General features: G+C 41.7%; 15 protein-coding genes and 1 tRNA gene. 12 read left to right on the plus strand and 4 right to left on the minus strand.

Features of this window, described 5'->3' with window-relative positions; genetic code table 11:
* Positions 1–83: 83 nt before the first annotated feature.
* Positions 84–803, plus strand: a complete 720-nt coding sequence (locus ACT3IB_RS11335; RefSeq protein ID WP_491539131.1) for an SDR family oxidoreductase — start codon at positions 84–86, stop codon at positions 801–803.
* 44 nt (positions 804–847) lie between these two features.
* On the opposite strand, the gene lat is transcribed toward ACT3IB_RS11335, so the two are convergent.
* Positions 848–2,200, minus strand: coding sequence for an L-lysine 6-transaminase (gene lat / locus ACT3IB_RS11340; protein WP_491539132.1), 1,353 nt, complete (start codon positions 2,198–2,200; stop codon positions 848–850).
* A gap of 114 nt (positions 2,201–2,314) precedes the next feature.
* Here lat and ACT3IB_RS11345 point away from each other — a divergent pair.
* The 4 genes from ACT3IB_RS11345 (at position 2,315) to ACT3IB_RS11360 (ending at position 6,397) form a co-directional block, all read left to right on the plus strand.
* Positions 2,315–2,387 (plus strand) — tRNA-Met (locus ACT3IB_RS11345).
* 301 nt (positions 2,388–2,688) lie between these two features.
* Complete coding sequence (locus ACT3IB_RS11350) at positions 2,689–3,423, plus strand: cupredoxin domain-containing protein (protein WP_491539133.1); 735 nt, start codon at positions 2,689–2,691, stop codon at positions 3,421–3,423.
* A gap of 2 nt (positions 3,424–3,425) precedes the next feature.
* Positions 3,426–5,213: a histidine kinase dimerization/phosphoacceptor domain -containing protein gene (locus tag ACT3IB_RS11355; protein WP_491539134.1), complete on the plus strand. Its 1,788-nt coding sequence runs from the start codon at positions 3,426–3,428 to the stop codon at positions 5,211–5,213.
* A 38-nt stretch (positions 5,214–5,251) separates the two neighbouring features.
* On the plus strand, positions 5,252–6,397 hold the full coding sequence (locus ACT3IB_RS11360) for a hypothetical protein (protein ID WP_491539135.1): 1,146 nt from the start codon (positions 5,252–5,254) through the stop codon (positions 6,395–6,397).
* 10 nt (positions 6,398–6,407) lie between these two features.
* On the opposite strand, the gene rocD is transcribed toward ACT3IB_RS11360, so the two are convergent.
* Positions 6,408–7,643, minus strand: coding sequence for an ornithine--oxo-acid transaminase (gene rocD, locus ACT3IB_RS11365; protein ID WP_491539136.1), 1,236 nt, complete (start codon positions 7,641–7,643; stop codon positions 6,408–6,410).
* Positions 7,644–7,819: 176 nt separating this feature from the next.
* Between rocD and ACT3IB_RS11370 the strand changes: the two genes are divergently transcribed.
* The 5 genes from ACT3IB_RS11370 to ACT3IB_RS11390 all read left to right on the plus strand — a co-directional run bounded on the left by ACT3IB_RS11370 (position 7,820) and on the right by ACT3IB_RS11390 (position 12,010).
* Entirely contained in the window at positions 7,820–8,170 is a 351-nt protein-coding gene (locus ACT3IB_RS11370; protein ID WP_491539137.1) for a bactofilin family protein, read from the plus strand.
* A 133-nt stretch (positions 8,171–8,303) separates the two neighbouring features.
* Complete coding sequence (locus ACT3IB_RS11375; RefSeq protein ID WP_491539138.1) at positions 8,304–9,788, plus strand: sodium:solute symporter family protein; 1,485 nt, start codon at positions 8,304–8,306, stop codon at positions 9,786–9,788.
* Positions 9,788–10,231 (plus strand): GNAT family N-acetyltransferase, encoded by a 444-nt coding sequence (locus tag ACT3IB_RS11380; RefSeq protein WP_491539139.1) that lies wholly within the window; start codon positions 9,788–9,790, stop codon positions 10,229–10,231. Before ACT3IB_RS11375 ends, ACT3IB_RS11380 begins: the two co-directional genes overlap by 1 nt.
* A gap of 3 nt (positions 10,232–10,234) precedes the next feature.
* Positions 10,235–11,308 (plus strand): alanine racemase, encoded by a 1,074-nt coding sequence (locus ACT3IB_RS11385; protein WP_491539140.1) that lies wholly within the window; start codon positions 10,235–10,237, stop codon positions 11,306–11,308.
* A gap of 105 nt (positions 11,309–11,413) precedes the next feature.
* On the plus strand, positions 11,414–12,010 hold the full coding sequence (locus tag ACT3IB_RS11390; RefSeq protein ID WP_491539141.1) for a peptidoglycan DD-metalloendopeptidase family protein: 597 nt from the start codon (positions 11,414–11,416) through the stop codon (positions 12,008–12,010).
* A 181-nt stretch (positions 12,011–12,191) separates the two neighbouring features.
* Here the strand turns inward: ACT3IB_RS11390 and ACT3IB_RS11395 are convergent, their stop codons facing one another.
* On the minus strand, positions 12,192–12,728 hold the full coding sequence (locus tag ACT3IB_RS11395; RefSeq protein ID WP_491539142.1) for an REP-associated tyrosine transposase: 537 nt from the start codon (positions 12,726–12,728) through the stop codon (positions 12,192–12,194).
* A 363-nt stretch (positions 12,729–13,091) separates the two neighbouring features.
* On the opposite strand from ACT3IB_RS11395, the gene ACT3IB_RS11400 reads away from it, so the two are divergent.
* Positions 13,092–14,225, plus strand: coding sequence for an amidohydrolase (locus ACT3IB_RS11400; RefSeq protein ID WP_491539143.1), 1,134 nt, complete (start codon positions 13,092–13,094; stop codon positions 14,223–14,225).
* Positions 14,222–15,394 (plus strand): alanine racemase, encoded by a 1,173-nt coding sequence (gene alr, locus ACT3IB_RS11405; protein ID WP_491539144.1) that lies wholly within the window; start codon positions 14,222–14,224, stop codon positions 15,392–15,394. Before ACT3IB_RS11400 ends, alr begins: the two co-directional genes overlap by 4 nt.
* A gap of 256 nt (positions 15,395–15,650) precedes the next feature.
* On the opposite strand, the gene ACT3IB_RS11410 is transcribed toward alr, so the two are convergent.
* Entirely contained in the window at positions 15,651–17,075 is a 1,425-nt protein-coding gene (locus ACT3IB_RS11410; RefSeq protein ID WP_491539145.1) for a GWxTD domain-containing protein, read from the minus strand.
* Positions 17,076–17,255 lie beyond the last annotated feature (180 nt).

A 17,255-nucleotide genomic window follows, 5' to 3' on the forward strand; every position in this document is an offset into this window, starting at 1 on the left:
GAATTCTATTCATTTATCTCACGCTTAAATAATTGATAACCCCGCAGATCAGTGTCGATTTGCGGCAAATAAATAAATCTGTTATGAAAGATAAAATTGTGCTTATCGTCGGCGGCTCGGGAGGAATAGGAAGTGCATGCGGACGTGTATTTGCAAAGGCCGGTGCAAAGGTTGTACTTGCTGCTCGAAATCAAGAGAAAGCGGAAAAAGTAGCGAAAGAAATTAATGAGACCGGTGGAGATGCCTACGTTATTGGAGTAGATGTAACGGATTTGGCATCAGTTTCGAAGATGGCCAGGGAAGTAACCGAGGATTTGGGAGGTATCGATGTTTTGGTCAATGCGTTTGGGACTGCCATTATTCAGCCGTTGCTTGATATCAAGCCCGAACAAGCAAAAGAGATGTTAGATGTAAATGTATACGGCACATTTTTAGTGACACAAACCGTTGTGCGTTATATGGCCACCGAGAAAAAAGGCCGTGTAATTATGTTTCCGGGAAGCGTGGGAAAATACCCTATGAAAAATTCCTCGATGTATTCCGCTTCCAAATTTGCAATCACTGGGTTTACCAAATCACTGGTTGAAGAGCACAAACGAAGTGGTGTAAAATTCACACTCATGCACTTGGGAGGTGTGGATACCCCTATGTGGGATAGTGATACCGTGGATATGCGCGTGCAAACAGATAAGATGCTTACCCCCGAAGAGGTGGCAAAATCTGTTTATTATGCTGCCAATCAACCAGAGGGATCCGTACTTAACGAAATTACGATTCAGCCGGAATCACATCAGATGGTCTAATGCAATTTTATGTAGAGTAAGTCGCTTGCCAGCGATTCCGGGGCCTATTTGCTTTTGAGTGCCGGGCACTTGTCCATTGCTGACTTGATGGATTTTTCAATAATTTCGATGCCCTCTTCAATATGCTGTTTGTTAACCGTAAGTGGCGGACGGAATCGCATGGTGCGTTCTCCGCATGACAGAATCATTAAGTTATTGTTGAAGCATTCTTTGATAACCGAATCTCGTGCATGAGTATTCGGGAAATCAACGGCACAGAAAAGTCCCTTGCCACGTGGATTCGTAACATATTCAAATTGTTCGGACAGCTTACGGATTTTATCCTGTAGAAATTGGCCAACATCAGCTGCGTTTTCAACAAGATTTTCATCTTCAATAACTTGGAGTATACGGCCGAATCGAACCATATCTACCAAATTGCCGCCCCAAGTTGAGTTGATCCGTGAGGAAACGTGAAAGCAGTTTGTCTCGATATCATCAACGCGCTTACTGGCAAGAATTCCGCATACCTGTGCTTTTTTACCAAACGCCAGAATATCGGGCTTGACATAGTGCTCATGGGCCCAAAATGTACCAGTTAGTCCTACTCCGGTTTGAACCTCATCATAAATGAGCAGCGCTTCGTGTTTATCAGCCAAATCTCTAAGCGCTTGATGAAATTCCTTTCGAAAATGACGATCACCGCCTTCCCCCTGAATAGGTTCAAGTATGATGCAGGCGATATCATCTTTATACATCTCAAAATACCGCTTTGCCTGGGCAATGGCCCGCTCTTCATCGGCAATGGTTTTTTGAATACGTTCTTCCGTAGCGGGATAAGTCATAGCCGGTGAAACGATACGAGGCCAGTCAAATTTTGGGAAGTACTTTACTTTTTTTGGATCGGTGTTGGTAAGTGACATGGTATACCCGGACCGTCCGTGAAATGCCTGTTCGAGATGTAAGACTTTATGGCCTTTTTCCTGGCGATATCCCTTCTGAAAATTCTTTTGAACTTTCCAGTCGAAGGCTACTTTCAGGGCGTTTTCAACGGCAAGTGCTCCGCCGGAAATAAAGAAAGAGTAGGGCAGGTAATCAGGAATACCGACGCGATCAAAATTATCCACAAATTCAGCCATCTCTTCGGTATATACATCCGAGTTCGATGGTTTGTTGATCGCCACTTTTCCAATTTTGTTGCGGAATTCCTCATTTGCCAGCCGTGGGTGATTCATTCCCAAAGGATTAGAGGCGAAAAATGTAAAGAAATCCAGATAGCGTTCTCCCGTTTTGGCATCGTATAAATGCATGCCTTCACTCTTTTCAAGATCGAGCACAATATCATATCCGTCTGTTAAAATATGTTTTTGTAAAATGTTGTGTACTTGTGCGGGAGCGACTGTGTTATTCGTGGACATAAGCCTCCTAATCGTATTTAATTGGTATTTACATGCCGAAGTCTATGCGGGAAAGAATTTTGAATTTACTATTGACAATTACCCATGTCAAGCCTTATTATTACCGACTCACATCGCGGGGTAGAGCAGCTGGTAGCTCGTCGGGCTCATAACCCGGAGGTCGGAGGTTCGAATCCTCCCCCCGCCACTACCAAAAGCGGCTTTCTGATATTCAGAAGGTCGCTTTTTTTATTTTAGCATTTCTTACCGTTTTTGGATACAATAGATTAAAAATTTGCAGACTTATCCCCTCTGTTTTAGTTGAGCTTACAGTTAAAAATTCTTGTTCACAAAAATAAGTTTGGTCAACTCAGTAGCCTTAGTAAGAAAGAATGTGCTTTCTCCGCTGTGTTTTAATATAATACCTCTGTACAGAATGGTTTATAGTAATCGGCTGTGTTGGGACAATAAGTGGGTCAAATCTTCTTAAAGGGATGGTATCAAAAGTTATGATTGGCAAGACGTCCTCATTTTTTTTAGTAAAATATTACTCTTCAAGAGTTCTATTACTGGCATTTCTATTGTTTCTGATGGGCGGTTTGCTTTCATCTCAATATGTGATGGCACAGGGAACAACTATTCAAGGAAGTGTAGTAGTGGAACGAGCACAAAAGCCAACAATTGAAGTGGGTGGAGGTGGATACCAAAACAAGTTTGGGGATAATACCGATAAAAAAGATAATTCATTAGATGACGTTTTGGTATGGATCGAATTTCAAAATAAAAAACAGACAGGAGTAAAAGGAACTAAAAATCGACGTGTTCTAAATCAGCTTGATAAACGTTTTGAACCTCGTCTGATGATTATTCGGGAAGGGGGTGTGGTTCGAATACTGAATTCAGATCCGGTATATCATAATGTATTTAGCTTATCTAAAACGAAACGCTTTGATGTAGGACGTCGTTCACCCGATGAATTTCAAGATGTACAATTTAATAAACCCGGTATTATAGATGTTTTCTGTGATATTCATTCTGATATGCATGCAGTTATTGTCGTAGCTTCAAAACAAACTGTTGCAATGCAAAAATTGGATAGCAGTGGGAAATTCCGGTTTGAGGACATTCCAGAAGGAGAGTATATCCTTCATTTTTATGCCTTGGGAGATCGGGAGAAAAGTATAGAAGTAAATACAATTGATAAAAATAATGTAATGCTGGAACCAATAAGAATAGGATCATAATTATGGAGTCTCCCAAATTTCCTATTCGATGGAAGTTGCTATCCGGATTTATTGGGCTAGCCCTCCTGGTATTAGTGGTAGTACTTTTCGCAGTCAGCCAAATTTTGGACAACCGAATTCGGGAAGATATAAACTCGAGCTTCCATGAGGCAGGAAAGATATTTGAACAATTACAGGATGTGCGGTTTCGGCAGCTTCGGCAGACTGCTACACTTGTGGCTGATATGCCCTATATGAAGGCGGCGATTTCAACAGGAGATCCGAATACTATTAATCAGCAGATTCGCCAAGAGTTAGTGCACCTCTTACATTTTGATCCTCTTATTTCTGATACTTTGTCTTCGGAATCGCTTACGACCAGTTTAGATTCTGTCGGATTAGTAATGGTTTTTGACAAAAAAGGGGCCCCTCTTGGGCAATTATCCGATATAGATCTGGCAGACATATCTATGAGTAATAAATTAGGGGTCCAAAAAGCTTTGGAGGGACGACACCCTCAGCAATCATATATTTGGAAACAAGGAGAGAACTATTTTAATGTTATTACTATACCCGTTTTTTTACAGGATCAGGTTATTGCAGCACTTTCTCTTGGATATCCGATTCGTAATCGTGAAGCAGAGTTGCTTGCGCAAGTAATCGGATATGAGGTGTCGTATTATGTAGATGATAAACTCCTTACTACTTCTATTGATTCCTTGTTGCCCGAACACCGAAAAGTTCTTTCTGAAGGCATTGAACACGCTTCTGCAACCGAAATTAATCAAACGGGCAGTACAACCATCGAAATGGAAATGAGGAATCAGAAATGGCTTGTATATTTAGTTCCAATGGTAAAACAGGTTTCTCAGTCTGTGGAAATTTCAGGCTATTACGCCGTTGCAAAATCATTGACACAGGCTTTGGAGCCTCTCCATCAATTACAGCGCGTTATTTACTTGATTGGCCTTGGGGGAATACTAATAGCGATTATACTGGGTATCACGTTAACACGAAATCTGACGCGTCCTATTAACCGGTTGCTCGACGGTATTAAAAGGATTGAAAATGACGATTATGATCATCCTGTTTCTGTTGAAAGCCGGGATGAGTTTGGACAGCTTACCCGAACATTTAACAAGTTGGTTGCCAATATCAAAGAGAACCTTCGTGAAAAAGAGACGCTGTTGGCAGAAATCCATCACCGTGTCAAAAATAATCTGGCTGTTATTTCAGGACTGTTGCAATTGGAAAGTAGTAATGTTGAGGACGAACATACTGAGCGGGTTCTCAAGAATAGTCAATTGCGTATCCAATCAATGGCCACGGTGCACGAAATGCTCTATAAAGCACAGAACTTTAACAACCTGTCTTTCAATGATTTTATCAAAAAGATGGTCGCCTCTATTCATGATATATATAAATCAGCTTATTCGGAACTGAGTGTAGAAGTTGATGCGAAAGATATTGATCTGAATGTAAACCAAGCTGTCCCTTTTGGACTCATGGTCAATGAGCTGGTAACTAATGCATTTAAACATGCTTATCCTGATGGAGGATCAGGAGTGGTGGTCATCTCCTTTTTTGAAGAAGAGGGTAATGTCGTTCTCACGGTAGAGGATGAGGGGATGGGTTTGGATGATGATTTCTCTTTGGAAGAAAGTGAATCCCTGGGTTTTTCTCTTATCAAAATTCTATCCCAGCAGATTGATGCTGATGTGACAGTAGAATCCGAACATGGCACAAAAGTTACCGTTGTTTTTGAGAAGAAGGACAAAAAGGGGTCAAGCAGTTCATTGAATTTGAATTAATGCAATTTCATATGGGGATAAACCGAAAAAGTTTCTGTTTGTGCATTCTGATTTGTCTGATGTTGGCAGGTACTGCACTTGGACAGATAAATATTGGCGGTTTGGCTGATTTTGAGCTGCGAAAAGGGGGCGCAGACTCAAATCCAACGGTAAATCAGACTCCCAATGATAAGTTTTTGATATATACTCCTTCGATCCGACTCTTTATAAATGCCCCGATTTCTGAAAAATGGTTCGTTTCGGGTGCGTTGCAGTCTGATTATTATACAGGAAGCAGAAGCGAGATCTTTTTTTCTTCTTTTAATATCAATTGGTTAGCCGCTGAGAACTTTAAGATTACAGCCGGTCGTTTTACCACGCCGTTTGGGAGAACTGATGAGTTGTTGCTTTCTTCGAATAATCCTTTTGTTCATTTACCGCTATCTCATGTATGGAATATGCCGGTGAACCAGCGGCGTGGTTACTTTTTTGGAGAAAGTTCGTACGATGGGGTGCCGGGGCAATCATTAATTTACAGGCGGATGTATTCGCAGGGATTAAAACTTTCCGGGGCAACAGACGATGAAAGATTTCAATATGAAGTTGCTGCCACGTTGACTGGAGTTTCTAGCTACACCGATGTGGGTGAACAGAATCTCCCCGCATTTATTGGACGACTGGAAGTGCGACCTGTTATCTGGAATACGATTGGTGTATCATTTGGCAGAGGATCTTATTTGATAGAAGATTCTATTAATGATGTTTTATCTGATGAAGAGAGAGCCGGATATCAACAAACGGTTGTCTCAGCGCACACCGAGTTTTCCTACAGTTATTATCAGTTGTTGTTTCAGTACACATTCAATCGGTGGGATTCTCCCTGGATTGATCAGGATGGGCAACTTATTCAAGAACACCTTGACAATGATGTTGCTCACTATCTTGCAAAATTTAAAATGCGTTTTCCCTTTTTGGTAGGAGGATATGGGGCCATTCGCTATGAGCGTTACATTCCCAAAGAGCTAACACTTGATTCACTGAATATTACAGGTAAACCAACCCCGGACAAAGACCGGTTTGAGTTTGTTTTTGGATACAAGCTTAATCGGAATATACTTTTAAAAGTTTCCTACCTGCTTTCCAAGAATAATGGCAGGGAGCTAAAAGATGATGTTATCGCCATTCAGCTAAGCACTAGCTTTTAGCACGGTTATGCTATGCCTCAACTTTTTCGAATTCTTTAATGGTATCTTTGATAATTGAGATACAATCTCGCAGCTGTTCTTCGCTCATTACCAGTGGAGGAGCAAAGCGAATGATGTTACCGTGAGTGGGTTTTGCCAAAAGACCGTTTTCTTTCAGCTTTAGACAAATGTCCCATGCCGTACTACTGTCTTCAGAATCGTTAATGACAATTGCGTTCAGCAGACCTTTACCGCGCACGAGCTTTACCAGTTCTGACTCCTTCACAAGATTATTCATTTCGTCGCGGAAGATTTTGCCAAGCCTGTCAGCGTTTTCAGCAAGACCTTCGTCCTCAACTACTTTGAGCGCTTCCATGGCTACGGCACATGCCAGTGGATTGCCGCCATACGTTGAACCGTGTTCACCGGGACGTATGCACTCCATGATGTTGTTATCAGCCATTACTGCTGAAACGGGATAAGCACCGCCGGATAACGCTTTACCCAAGATCACGATATCAGGGCGCACATTTTCGTGATCGACGCACAACATCTTTCCGGTTCGTGCTATGCCGGTCTGAATTTCATCCGCAATAAAAAGGGTATTATATTTTTTGCACAGTTCAGAAGCTTTTTTGAGGTATCCGTCATCGGGAACAACGACTCCGGCTTCGCCCTGTATAGGTTCTACCATAAATCCGGCCACATCTTTCTCTTGCAGTGCTTTCTCAAGGGTTTCCAGATCATTATAAGGAATAGAGACGAAGCCCGGGGTATAGGGACCAAAATTCTTGCGAGCAACCGGATCATTGGAAAATGAAATAATACTGGTCGTTCGTCCGTGAAAATTACCCTTGGCAACAATAATCGTTGCTTTTTCGGGCGTCAGGTTTTTCTTCTCGTACGACCATTTCCGGCAAATTTTAATAGCTGTTTCAACACCCTCGGCTCCCGTGTTCATGGGTAAAAGCTTGTCGTAACCAAACAGGTCATGCATATATTTTTCATATGCTCCAAGTTGGTCGCTGTGAAAAGCCCGGGAAACCAAAGTCAGCTTTTCGGCTTGTTCTTTTAACGTGTTTATTATTCTTGGATGGCAGTGTCCCTGGTTTACAGCTGAATAGGCAGACAGAAAATCATAGTATTTGTTTCCTTCCGGATCCCAAACATAAACTCCTTCACCTTCGGATAATACAACCGGGAGGGGATGATAGTTATGAGCGCCATATTGATCTTCGAGTTCAATAGCTTGGGGAGTTGAAATCATATAAGAATTACTTTGTTAATTAAATTTCTGTTTGCCGTTTCTAAAATAGGGCGTATGTGCATTAAGATAAATTAATTTTTGAAATTAGCAGGCCGAATTTTTGAGAGACTGCGAAGAAAAGTATTATAATATTAAGAGGAGTGATTTAATTGAGACAAGAACCTGGCTATACTAGAGTGGACAATAATCAAACAATAATCAGCAAAGACACCTTTTTTAAGGGAGATGTTTCTGCTGCGTCTATCACCATTGAAGGTAAAGTGATCGGTAACCTTGAGGCCACCGAATCTATCTTGGTCAAAGAAGATGGATGGGTTGAAGGCAATATCTCTGCGCCAAATATATATCTGGCTAAAGGTTGCTATCACGAGGGAAATATCTATATAGATTATTTGGAAAATGCCTCTTCAGCGAAAATACATATGAACCGTCTTGAACTTAAATCAGATGACAAAGATGTGGCAACGACCAATGAAATTCGGAAAGAACAATCAGCTTCAGAAACCACAAAAAGCAGAGCATGGTAACCCTTAAACCGTTTGCACTATATGGTATTTATAAGGTATATTAAGCCTTTATTAAAGTAGGAACCCTTGAGTGTAATAACTCAAGGGTTTTTTTATTAAATGTAAGTCCAATACAATTACAGAGTAATACGATATGCATTGGATTGACCTGACTATCTTTTTCCTATATATGGTAGGAATGTTGGGGTTTGGCGTCTTTTTTCTTCAAAGAAATGAAGGTGCCGATGATTATTATGTGGGCGGCCGTAATATGAATAGCCTTCACATTGGCCTTTCAGTTGTCGCAACGGATGTTGGAGGCGGATTTTCAATTGGTTTAGGCGGCCTTGGTTTTGTCATGGGGTTGTCCGGTTCGTGGATGCTTTTTACCGGATTGCTTGGAGCTTGGCTTGCCGCTGTATTTCTTATCCCAAAAGTAAAAGGGAACCCCGTTTTTGATGAAGCCTTTACCTTTCCTGAGGTATTTGGGCACTATTTTACTCCTCAGGTGGCACTGGTAGCCGGGATTATTTCTGCGATTGGCTATGCTGGTTTTACAAGCTCACAGATTTTGGCCGGGGCTAAGTTGGCTACCGGTACTTTTGCCAATCTTGATTTGCAAACAGCGTTAATTATCATGGGATCGGTGGCGGTTCTCTATACCGTAATGGGCGGTCTTAAAGCTGTTATTTACACGGATACGGTACAGTGGACGATCCTCATGATTGGGCTTATCTTTATTGGTATCCCCATTTCATACACTGCTGTTGGTGGATGGGAGGCAATTTCTAATACGGTAGATCCTGCTTTGCTTTCCATGACCAATATTACTTGGCAGGATGTGGTATACTGGTCGGTTACTATAATCCCTATCTGGTTTGTTGGCATGACGCTCTACCAGCGTATTTATGCATGTAATGATGAGCAGACCGCGAAACGAGCTTGGTACCTGGCCGGTGTTTTTGAATGGCCCACTATGGCATTTATGGGCGTTGCCCTTGGACTTTTTGCGAAAGTGGGTGCCGAGCAAGGGATGTTTGAATATTTGGGTGCTGCCGATGTGTCCGATACCGACCCCGAAACCGGATTACCCATGCTGCTTCGAACCGTACTGCCTGTCGGACTCATGGGGATTATGATGAGTGCTTATTTCTCGGCTATACTCTCCACTGCCGATAGTTGTTTAATGGCCGCATCCGGAAATGTGGTTTCCGATATTATTGGTTATTTTAAAGATATTGATCATGATAGTGATACCTTTTTACGATTTTCACAGCTTACTACACTTGTAATCGGAACATTTGCCCTGCTAATTGCTACAACAATGACGAATGTGCTAGACTTGATGCTTTATTCCTATGCGTTTATGGTGTCGGGCTTGTTTGTTCCGATTATTGGAGCATTGTATTGGGAGAAAAGCAGTAGCATTGGCGCCATTGCCGCTATGATTTTTGGTGGTTCAACAACGGTATCGCTAGAATTATTTATGGAGAAACTTCCTGCAGGATTAGATGCCAATGTGTTTGGAATTACAGTTTCGGCTATTGTGTTTGTTGCCGTATCATTGGCATTTCCCGATGAAAATGACGAGAATATAACTGTTAAGTCAGCAGATAATGTTAATGCTATAAATCAATAATGATTGAATTCGATTTAGTATATTCTGATATCGAAAATCCGACGACATTCAGTCGAGAGGATATTGCCGATTTTCTTCACGAGCATCTGGATGAATATGGAGATGAAAAAAAACATATCTTGTCAAGTATTGCCTATGCTTATGGAGATGGAGAAGGCCAAGACGGTTTTATATTAGTTGCTCACGAAAAAGAGCAAATTGTGGGTGCTGTTATTATCAATCACACCAATATGGGTGGATTTATTCCTGAACATATTTTGGTATATATTGCCGTGCATGGCGATTACCGTGGTGAAGGACTTGGCAAAGAATTGATGGAGCGTATCATTGATGCAACGGAGGGAGATATTGCGCTACACGTTGAACCCGATAATCCCGCCAAACATCTGTATGAGAAATACGGGTTTACGAATAAATATCTTGAAATGCGATTGAGCAAATAGGGAATGGCCTATTTAAAATTATATAGAGACAAGCTTCGCCATAATTATAATTATTTGGATACCCTTTTTAAGGATAATGATATCAAATGGGGGATTACCACCAAACTACTCTGTGGGCACGAAGAATATCTGAAGGAGGTTGCCGACTTGGGGATTGGTGAAATGCTGGACTCCCGTATCAGTAATCTTAAAAAGATTAAAGAGATCGATCCCGATACGCTTACGACCTATATCAAGCCGCCCCCCAAAGACATCATCGATTCGGTAGTAAAGTATGCCGATGTGAGCCTGAATACGGAGCTTTCAACATTGCACGCCCTCTCAGAAGAAGCTCAGAAACAGGATAAAGTCCACAAGGTCATCATTATGATTGAACTGGGGGACCTGCGTGAAGGAGTGATCCGTGAAAACCTGATCGACTTTTATGAGAAGGTATTTAAGCTCTCGAATATAGAGGTGATCGGCATCGGGGCAAACCTGAACTGTATGCATGGCGTGATGCCGGATGAGGATAAACTCATTCAACTATCACTGTATAAACAGATTATTGAGCTCCGCTTCAACAAAGAAATTCCGCTGGTATCGGGAGGCACTACGGTTACTATTCCTCTCCTATTACGGAACCAGTTGCCAAGTGGCGTCAATCACTTTCGGGTGGGAGAAGCACTCTTCTTCGGGAAAAACCTATTTACCGATGGCACGATCGAAGGTATGCACAACGATGTGATGGAGCTATATACCCAAATCATCGAAATTGCAGAAAAACCCAAGGTGCCGAGTGGAGATCTGGGCATGAATCCCCAGGGAGAAGTGGCCGATATTGATGAAGATCAGTTTGGGGAAACATCATATCGTGCTATTCTGGATATCGGCTATCTTGATATCAATCCCGAACATTTAATTGATGTTGAAGGAGATGTGGAAATTGCTGATGCAAGCTCGGATATGCTCATTTTGGATGTAGGTGATAATAAGGCCGGATACGAAGTGGGCGATTTTATCCGTTTCCGCATGAAGTATATGGGAGCATTGGGGATTATGAATTCTGACTATATCGATAAAATAGTCGAAGAGTAGTATAGAAACATATCTGCTTGTAATATTTAATGCTTGATAATAGATTAGGATAGAATTCGCTTATAATAGGGGTATATCTATACAGATAATACATGAGGAACTCCAATGAGTACGTATGCCGATTTTAATTTTGCCAAGATAATGGATTATCCCGATAACAGGGATGGACTACATGTATTTGATTTTACCGGAGGCTATGATGCCGATTTCATCCGGTCAAAGCAGTGGGGGATTGGGAAGTACAATGAAAAGCGCTCGAATATGTACCTGGATTCAATGTTCAATAACGAGCGCAATTTGCATATGGGGATAGATATATGGACAAAGTCCGGAGCACCGGTATATTCCTTTTGGGATGGGGAGGTTAGTTACATACAGAATAATGATCAGGCCGGAGATTACGGTCCCACCATTGTAATTAGATACGAGCTGAATAATTCTCAGCTGTATGCGCTATACGGACATTTATCAAAAGAATCTCTTACGATGGTTTCGATTGGGGCAGAAGTAAAAAAAGGTCAAAAAATAGCAACGTTGGGCAGCAAGCAAGTGAACGGAGGCTGGGCGCCCCATCTTCATTTTCAGCTTTCGGTAAAAGATCCCGGAGAGGCGGATATGCCGGGCGTTGTAGCACCAGAAAATAGAGAAGAGGCCTTGAAAACCTATCCCGATCCCCGAAAAGTGCTGGGTGATTTGTATTGAAATGAATACTTGAATCGAGAGTACAACTCTCTCGCTACTGCTTAGGTTATTTACTCTTGCGACTTTGAACTCATACCAGACAGAGTATTTATACTCTTAGTTTTTCGGGATTTTTACTTCCGAAAAGCCCTCAGTTCAAAACTTCTCAGTTCTGAGGGAGTTATACTCCCGAAGAAGATAGTCATAGCTTATCTATCAGCAGAGGCACATCTTCATAACCTGCATAATTTTTAGCACTTGAAAACTTCCAGTCTTCCGGTGTGGTAACATATCCTTTTCTAACAGGATTTTGATGAATGTAATGAAGTTTTTGTTTGAAAAATCGCTCTGATTGTATTCCGATAGGATGGTACCCAGATTGCCAGACTTTATATTCTTGATCTTTTCCAGTTCTGTTGGCGGTTTCCTTAAAAACTGTTAAAGCAGTAATCTTGCTAAATTTTTTTAGCAAAGAAGTAATTTCAGAAGAGGTATAACGCTTAAAATCTCTAATAATACTTGGAATAGATTGATTTTCATCAGCAGAAATAATGAAATGCAAATGGTTTGGCATTATTACATAAGCATGAATAGATAAACCTTTGTTTCTGCGGCAATATTTTAGACTGTCAATAAGGAGAGAATAATACTCGATTCTTGTAAAAACAGGATACCACTTTGTTAGGGTGCTTGTGCAAAAGTAATACTTAGTATCTGAGTATATTTTCCATGAGCTCATAAGAATATCGTTTTAAGGTAGGATACCATCAAAAGACTGATCCTTACAATTTTTTAATAGATTTGTTGTCATGTTGCTCGAGAGTACAATTCTCTCGCAGCTTGGGTGCTTTTTTGCAACTTGTCGAGTATATCCCTGTTGTTCGAGAGTGCAACTCTCTCACAACAGGGCGGTACAACTCTTACACAACATTAGTTCTGAGGGAGTTATACTCCCGAAGAAGTTAGCATTGCAATAGAATGCTGTAAAGAATAGAGCAGATTATGATTGGAAATTCTGCTTGAAAATCCACTAATTGTGCCTTGCATAAATTGTGATTTAGGAATTTCCGGGATGCCCTTCAATTTCAACATAGAAGCACATTTGCCCGAACTAATAAAGTTACGCCATCGGTTGCATGCTTCGGCTGAGGTATCGGGAGAAGAGCAGCAAACAGCAGAAATTATCGCTGATTTTTTATCAGCTACCAATCCCGATGAATTACAAACAAATGTTGGGGGACAGGGTTTATTGGCAACGTATGGTTCCGAAGAGCTCGGCCCGCACCTGTTGATTCGTTGCGAGCTGGACGGGTTGCCCATATCAGATAATATTGAAGCCGATTATCAATCTAAAAAAAATGGCGTAGGTCATAAGTGTGGCCATGATGGACATATGGCCATCGTTGCGGGTGTGGCGAAGCTTTTGGGAAAGCGGCGTCCGCGAGCGGGAAAGGTGACCCTGCTGTTTCAACCGGCTGAGGAAACCGGGGAAGGGGCACAGCGTGTGATCAACGATTCAAAATTTGCGGGGTTGGCTCCTGATTACTTTTTTGCCCTTCATAACTTGCCGGGTTTTCAGAAACACCGGATTATTGTAAAAAATAATACTTTTGCTGCAGCCTCGGTAGGCTTGATTGTCCGCTTTGATGGGGCGACAGCTCATGCAGCCCATCCCGAAGAGGGCAATAGTCCCGCGCTGGCAGTGGCACAAACCATTCAGGCATTTTCAGCGGCACCACAGTTTCAGGTACCATTGGAGAAGTCAGCAAAAGTGACGGTTATTCATGCCGCGTTGGGAGAACGCGCTTTCGGAACCTCACCGGGTGACGGTACCGTAATGGCGACGCTGAGAACCTACGATGATCAGCTGTTGACAAAGCTTAAGGATCACTGTATCCAAATAGCAGAAGGATACGCCGATACCTTTAATTTGGGGATTGACGTTGATTGGGTCGAGGAATTTCCTGCCACAGTGAATAATATTGAGGCCGTGCAGATTATTGAAGCCGCAGCCAGTAAAGTTAGAAGGGAAATTCATCGCAAAAAGGAGCCGTTTAGCTGGTCAGAAGATTTCGGTCATTTTACAAGTGAGCATAAGGGAGGAATGTTTGGATTGGGGGCCGGTAAAAATCATCCGGCATTGCATGCTCAGACCTATGATTTTCCTGATGAAATTATTACTACCGGCATTTCAATGTTCATACAAATTATAAACGAAGCGATTGACAGGTCATGAATAACGAGTTATATCCTTCATGGATTGAGTTAAGCAAAGAAGCCTTTGAGAAAAACTTCACTTTTTTGAAGGATTACATTGGTAAAGACACAGTGTTTAGCTCAGTCATTAAGGGAAATGCTTATGGACACGGGATAGGTCACTTTGTGCCCATGGCAGAAAAGTGTGGCATTCGTCATTTTTCGGTTTTTAGTTCTGATGAAGCCCGTCAGGCGGCTCGTGCAAGTACCGAGGAGGATACTCATATCATGATTATGGGAATGATTAATAACAAGGCATTGGGATGGGCTATCGAGCGCGATGTTTCGTTCTTTGTTTTTGAGCTGGATCGTTTGAAATGGGCTGTTAAAGAAGCAGAGCGCATTGGAAAGCCGGCGCGGATTCACCTCCACCTCGAAACCGGGATGAATCGTCTGGGGTTGGAGCGCGAACAGTTTAAAGAGGCGGTTAGTATTATTAAAAACAATGGGAAACACCTGCAGCTGGACGGATTATGTACCCATTTTGCAGGGGCCGAAAGTGTGGGTAATTTTGTGCGGATTAAAGAGCAAATCGAAAATTTTAAAGAATACACTTCTTGGTTTGAAGATCAAGGTATTGAAGCCAAACATTACCATACCGCATGCTCAGCCTCGGCGCTAAATTATCCGGAAACGATTATGGATATGGTGCGTTTTGGAATTGCACAGTATGGTTTTTGGCCGAACCGGGAAACGTATATGAACTTTGTGAAGAAGTATCCGGATATTAACAAAGAGCATAAAGATCCACTGGAGCGGGTGCTGAGTTGGAAAAGTCATGTTATGAGCACAAAGGAAGTTCCGGCTGGGGAGTTTGTGGGATATGGGAATACATATTTAACAGGTCGTGATGAGACCATTGCCTCTGTACCTATTGGATATTCCCATGGATTTGCACGCAATTTAACAAATGTGGGTATTGTATTGGTGAATGGTAAACGTGCTCCCGTGGCGGGATTGGTAAATATGAATTTGCTAACGGTGGATGTTACGGATATACCTGATGTTAAAAAGGGAGATGAGGTGGTTATTATCGGTCATCAGGGAGAGCAGGAGATAACGGTTTCTTCTTTTAGTGAGATGCGGAATAACATGAATTATGAGGTGCTGGTACAGATCCCGTCTCGTATTCCCCGAAGTATTGTGTGATAATGTTAAGTGGCAAAGTAACAAAGAGACAAGGTTACAAACTTTTCTCGATCTTAGTTCTCTTTTAGTTTAGAGGGAGTTGCACTCCCGAAAGGAAGGGCTATAAATAGTTGATCGAGAGTACAACTCTCTCAAGACTATGGCAAAGAGACAAGGTGACAAAGTTATCTCATCCTCAATTTCTCTCTTTAAACTAAAACAATAACCGCTTATTTAGCTATTTCTTAACTCTGTTACTTTGTAACTTATCCAATATTTAAATTCGTCGCTGCAGGATACGTCCGCTCAGCCAAAGATCACGCTGGATGTATCTTCTGCTGTGATAGTAGCTTTGCCGCTGTAGTAAATAATGGTCGAAAGGATAAAACTTGTTATTCAGTTTTGGTTGGACGAATTGAAAGCGGTATTCCGGATCTTCAAGGTTATAGGAGTAATGCCAGGTGAGTGTTCTGAGGCGATCCCTCGTATAAAAAGGGTTACCGAACAAGACGTATATCAAGCCGCGATCAGTTTTCCATCCCTCCTTAAAATTCGAAAACATTTTGTTGGCTTGCTCAACCCGGGTATAATACAACTCAATTACGCTCCGTGTTTTTTGCTTGTTGCCAATATTTTTTAACCAAAAGCGATCAATAGCTTGTTTTAAGGAATCTTTGTCGGAAATTTCCATAAGAGATTCATATTGCTTCGAATCCATCAGATAGGCCAGGGGGCGGGCTAATTCATGGATATTTTCGACGGCCGGAAAATTCGGGCTTTTTACGCCAAAAGCCCGTCCGTTAAACTGCTCATCTTCATCCCCTTCTTTCTTGGTTGTTACTTCAAAGCGATAGTTACCACGGTTTTGATTGGCAAATTTGTACTCGACAAACACACTGCTATAATCAGAGAGAACGCGGCGCGTGGATTGTATTTCCGTTTGGCGATCAAAATCAATTCCTTTGTACTCAATTGATGAGGAGCTGTAATTATTTCGGGTCATTGATCGTGGTAGCCCGGTATCCGATTTAAACTCAACGAGGCGACTGCCAATCGTCAAGCGGCGCTCTGTTTGCGGGCTGATAACCTGAAATACAAATCGCAATGAATCTACACTGCCTTGCACATCATAACCGGTAATGGGAGCCCAAGAAGAGCCAATTTCTTTGCCATACATTTGAATATTGCTGATCGTAAATTCGCCCTCATCTGTTTCTGGAATAAAGGTTTCAGAGGTTTGAGTAAGCTGGCGTTTAGAGTTTAAATCGGTGACCGTAACGGATACTTTGTATTTGCTGGGAGAAACCTGTTGAGAATAGTTAAGAGTTACGGTTTCGCGGCTGCTGGTGATATTCTCATTACTGCTGGTAACGGACTTAGTAAAGCGCTGGCTTTCATTGATATTTTCGCCATTTTCTTGATCAACAATTTGAATATCTACGGCAATATTTGCCGTAAGAGAATCATTTTGTTGGCTGTAAACCAAGCTTCCCTTTACAATTTCTGCAGTAATTTCCAATGTAGGTCCCTGTTCCTGATCAATAAACCCAAAAGCACTAATGCGCAATTCGGGATGTCCGACTTTGTAGGTATAATTGGATCCCTGCTGTGTAGTATCAATTTTGCTGGATTTGCAGCTTACTAAGAACAGTAGTCCGCCAAATGTTAAGAAAAGTAAAACGGTTCGCAATGAGTTGAGCATAATGGTATGATTGCGGTTGGAAGAACTTAACTTTTTAAAGATACTAGGGATATTGTTGATTCAACTTAACAACAGGGATAAGAATCACAAAATTTTTAGTTGATAAGTAGTTGGGGAATTATTAATGTTGAAAAGTATAGCGTTAGTAATTTACATTTCTTTGAGACAATATAAATTTAC

This window comes from Fodinibius sp. GM21 (assembly GCF_058386955.1).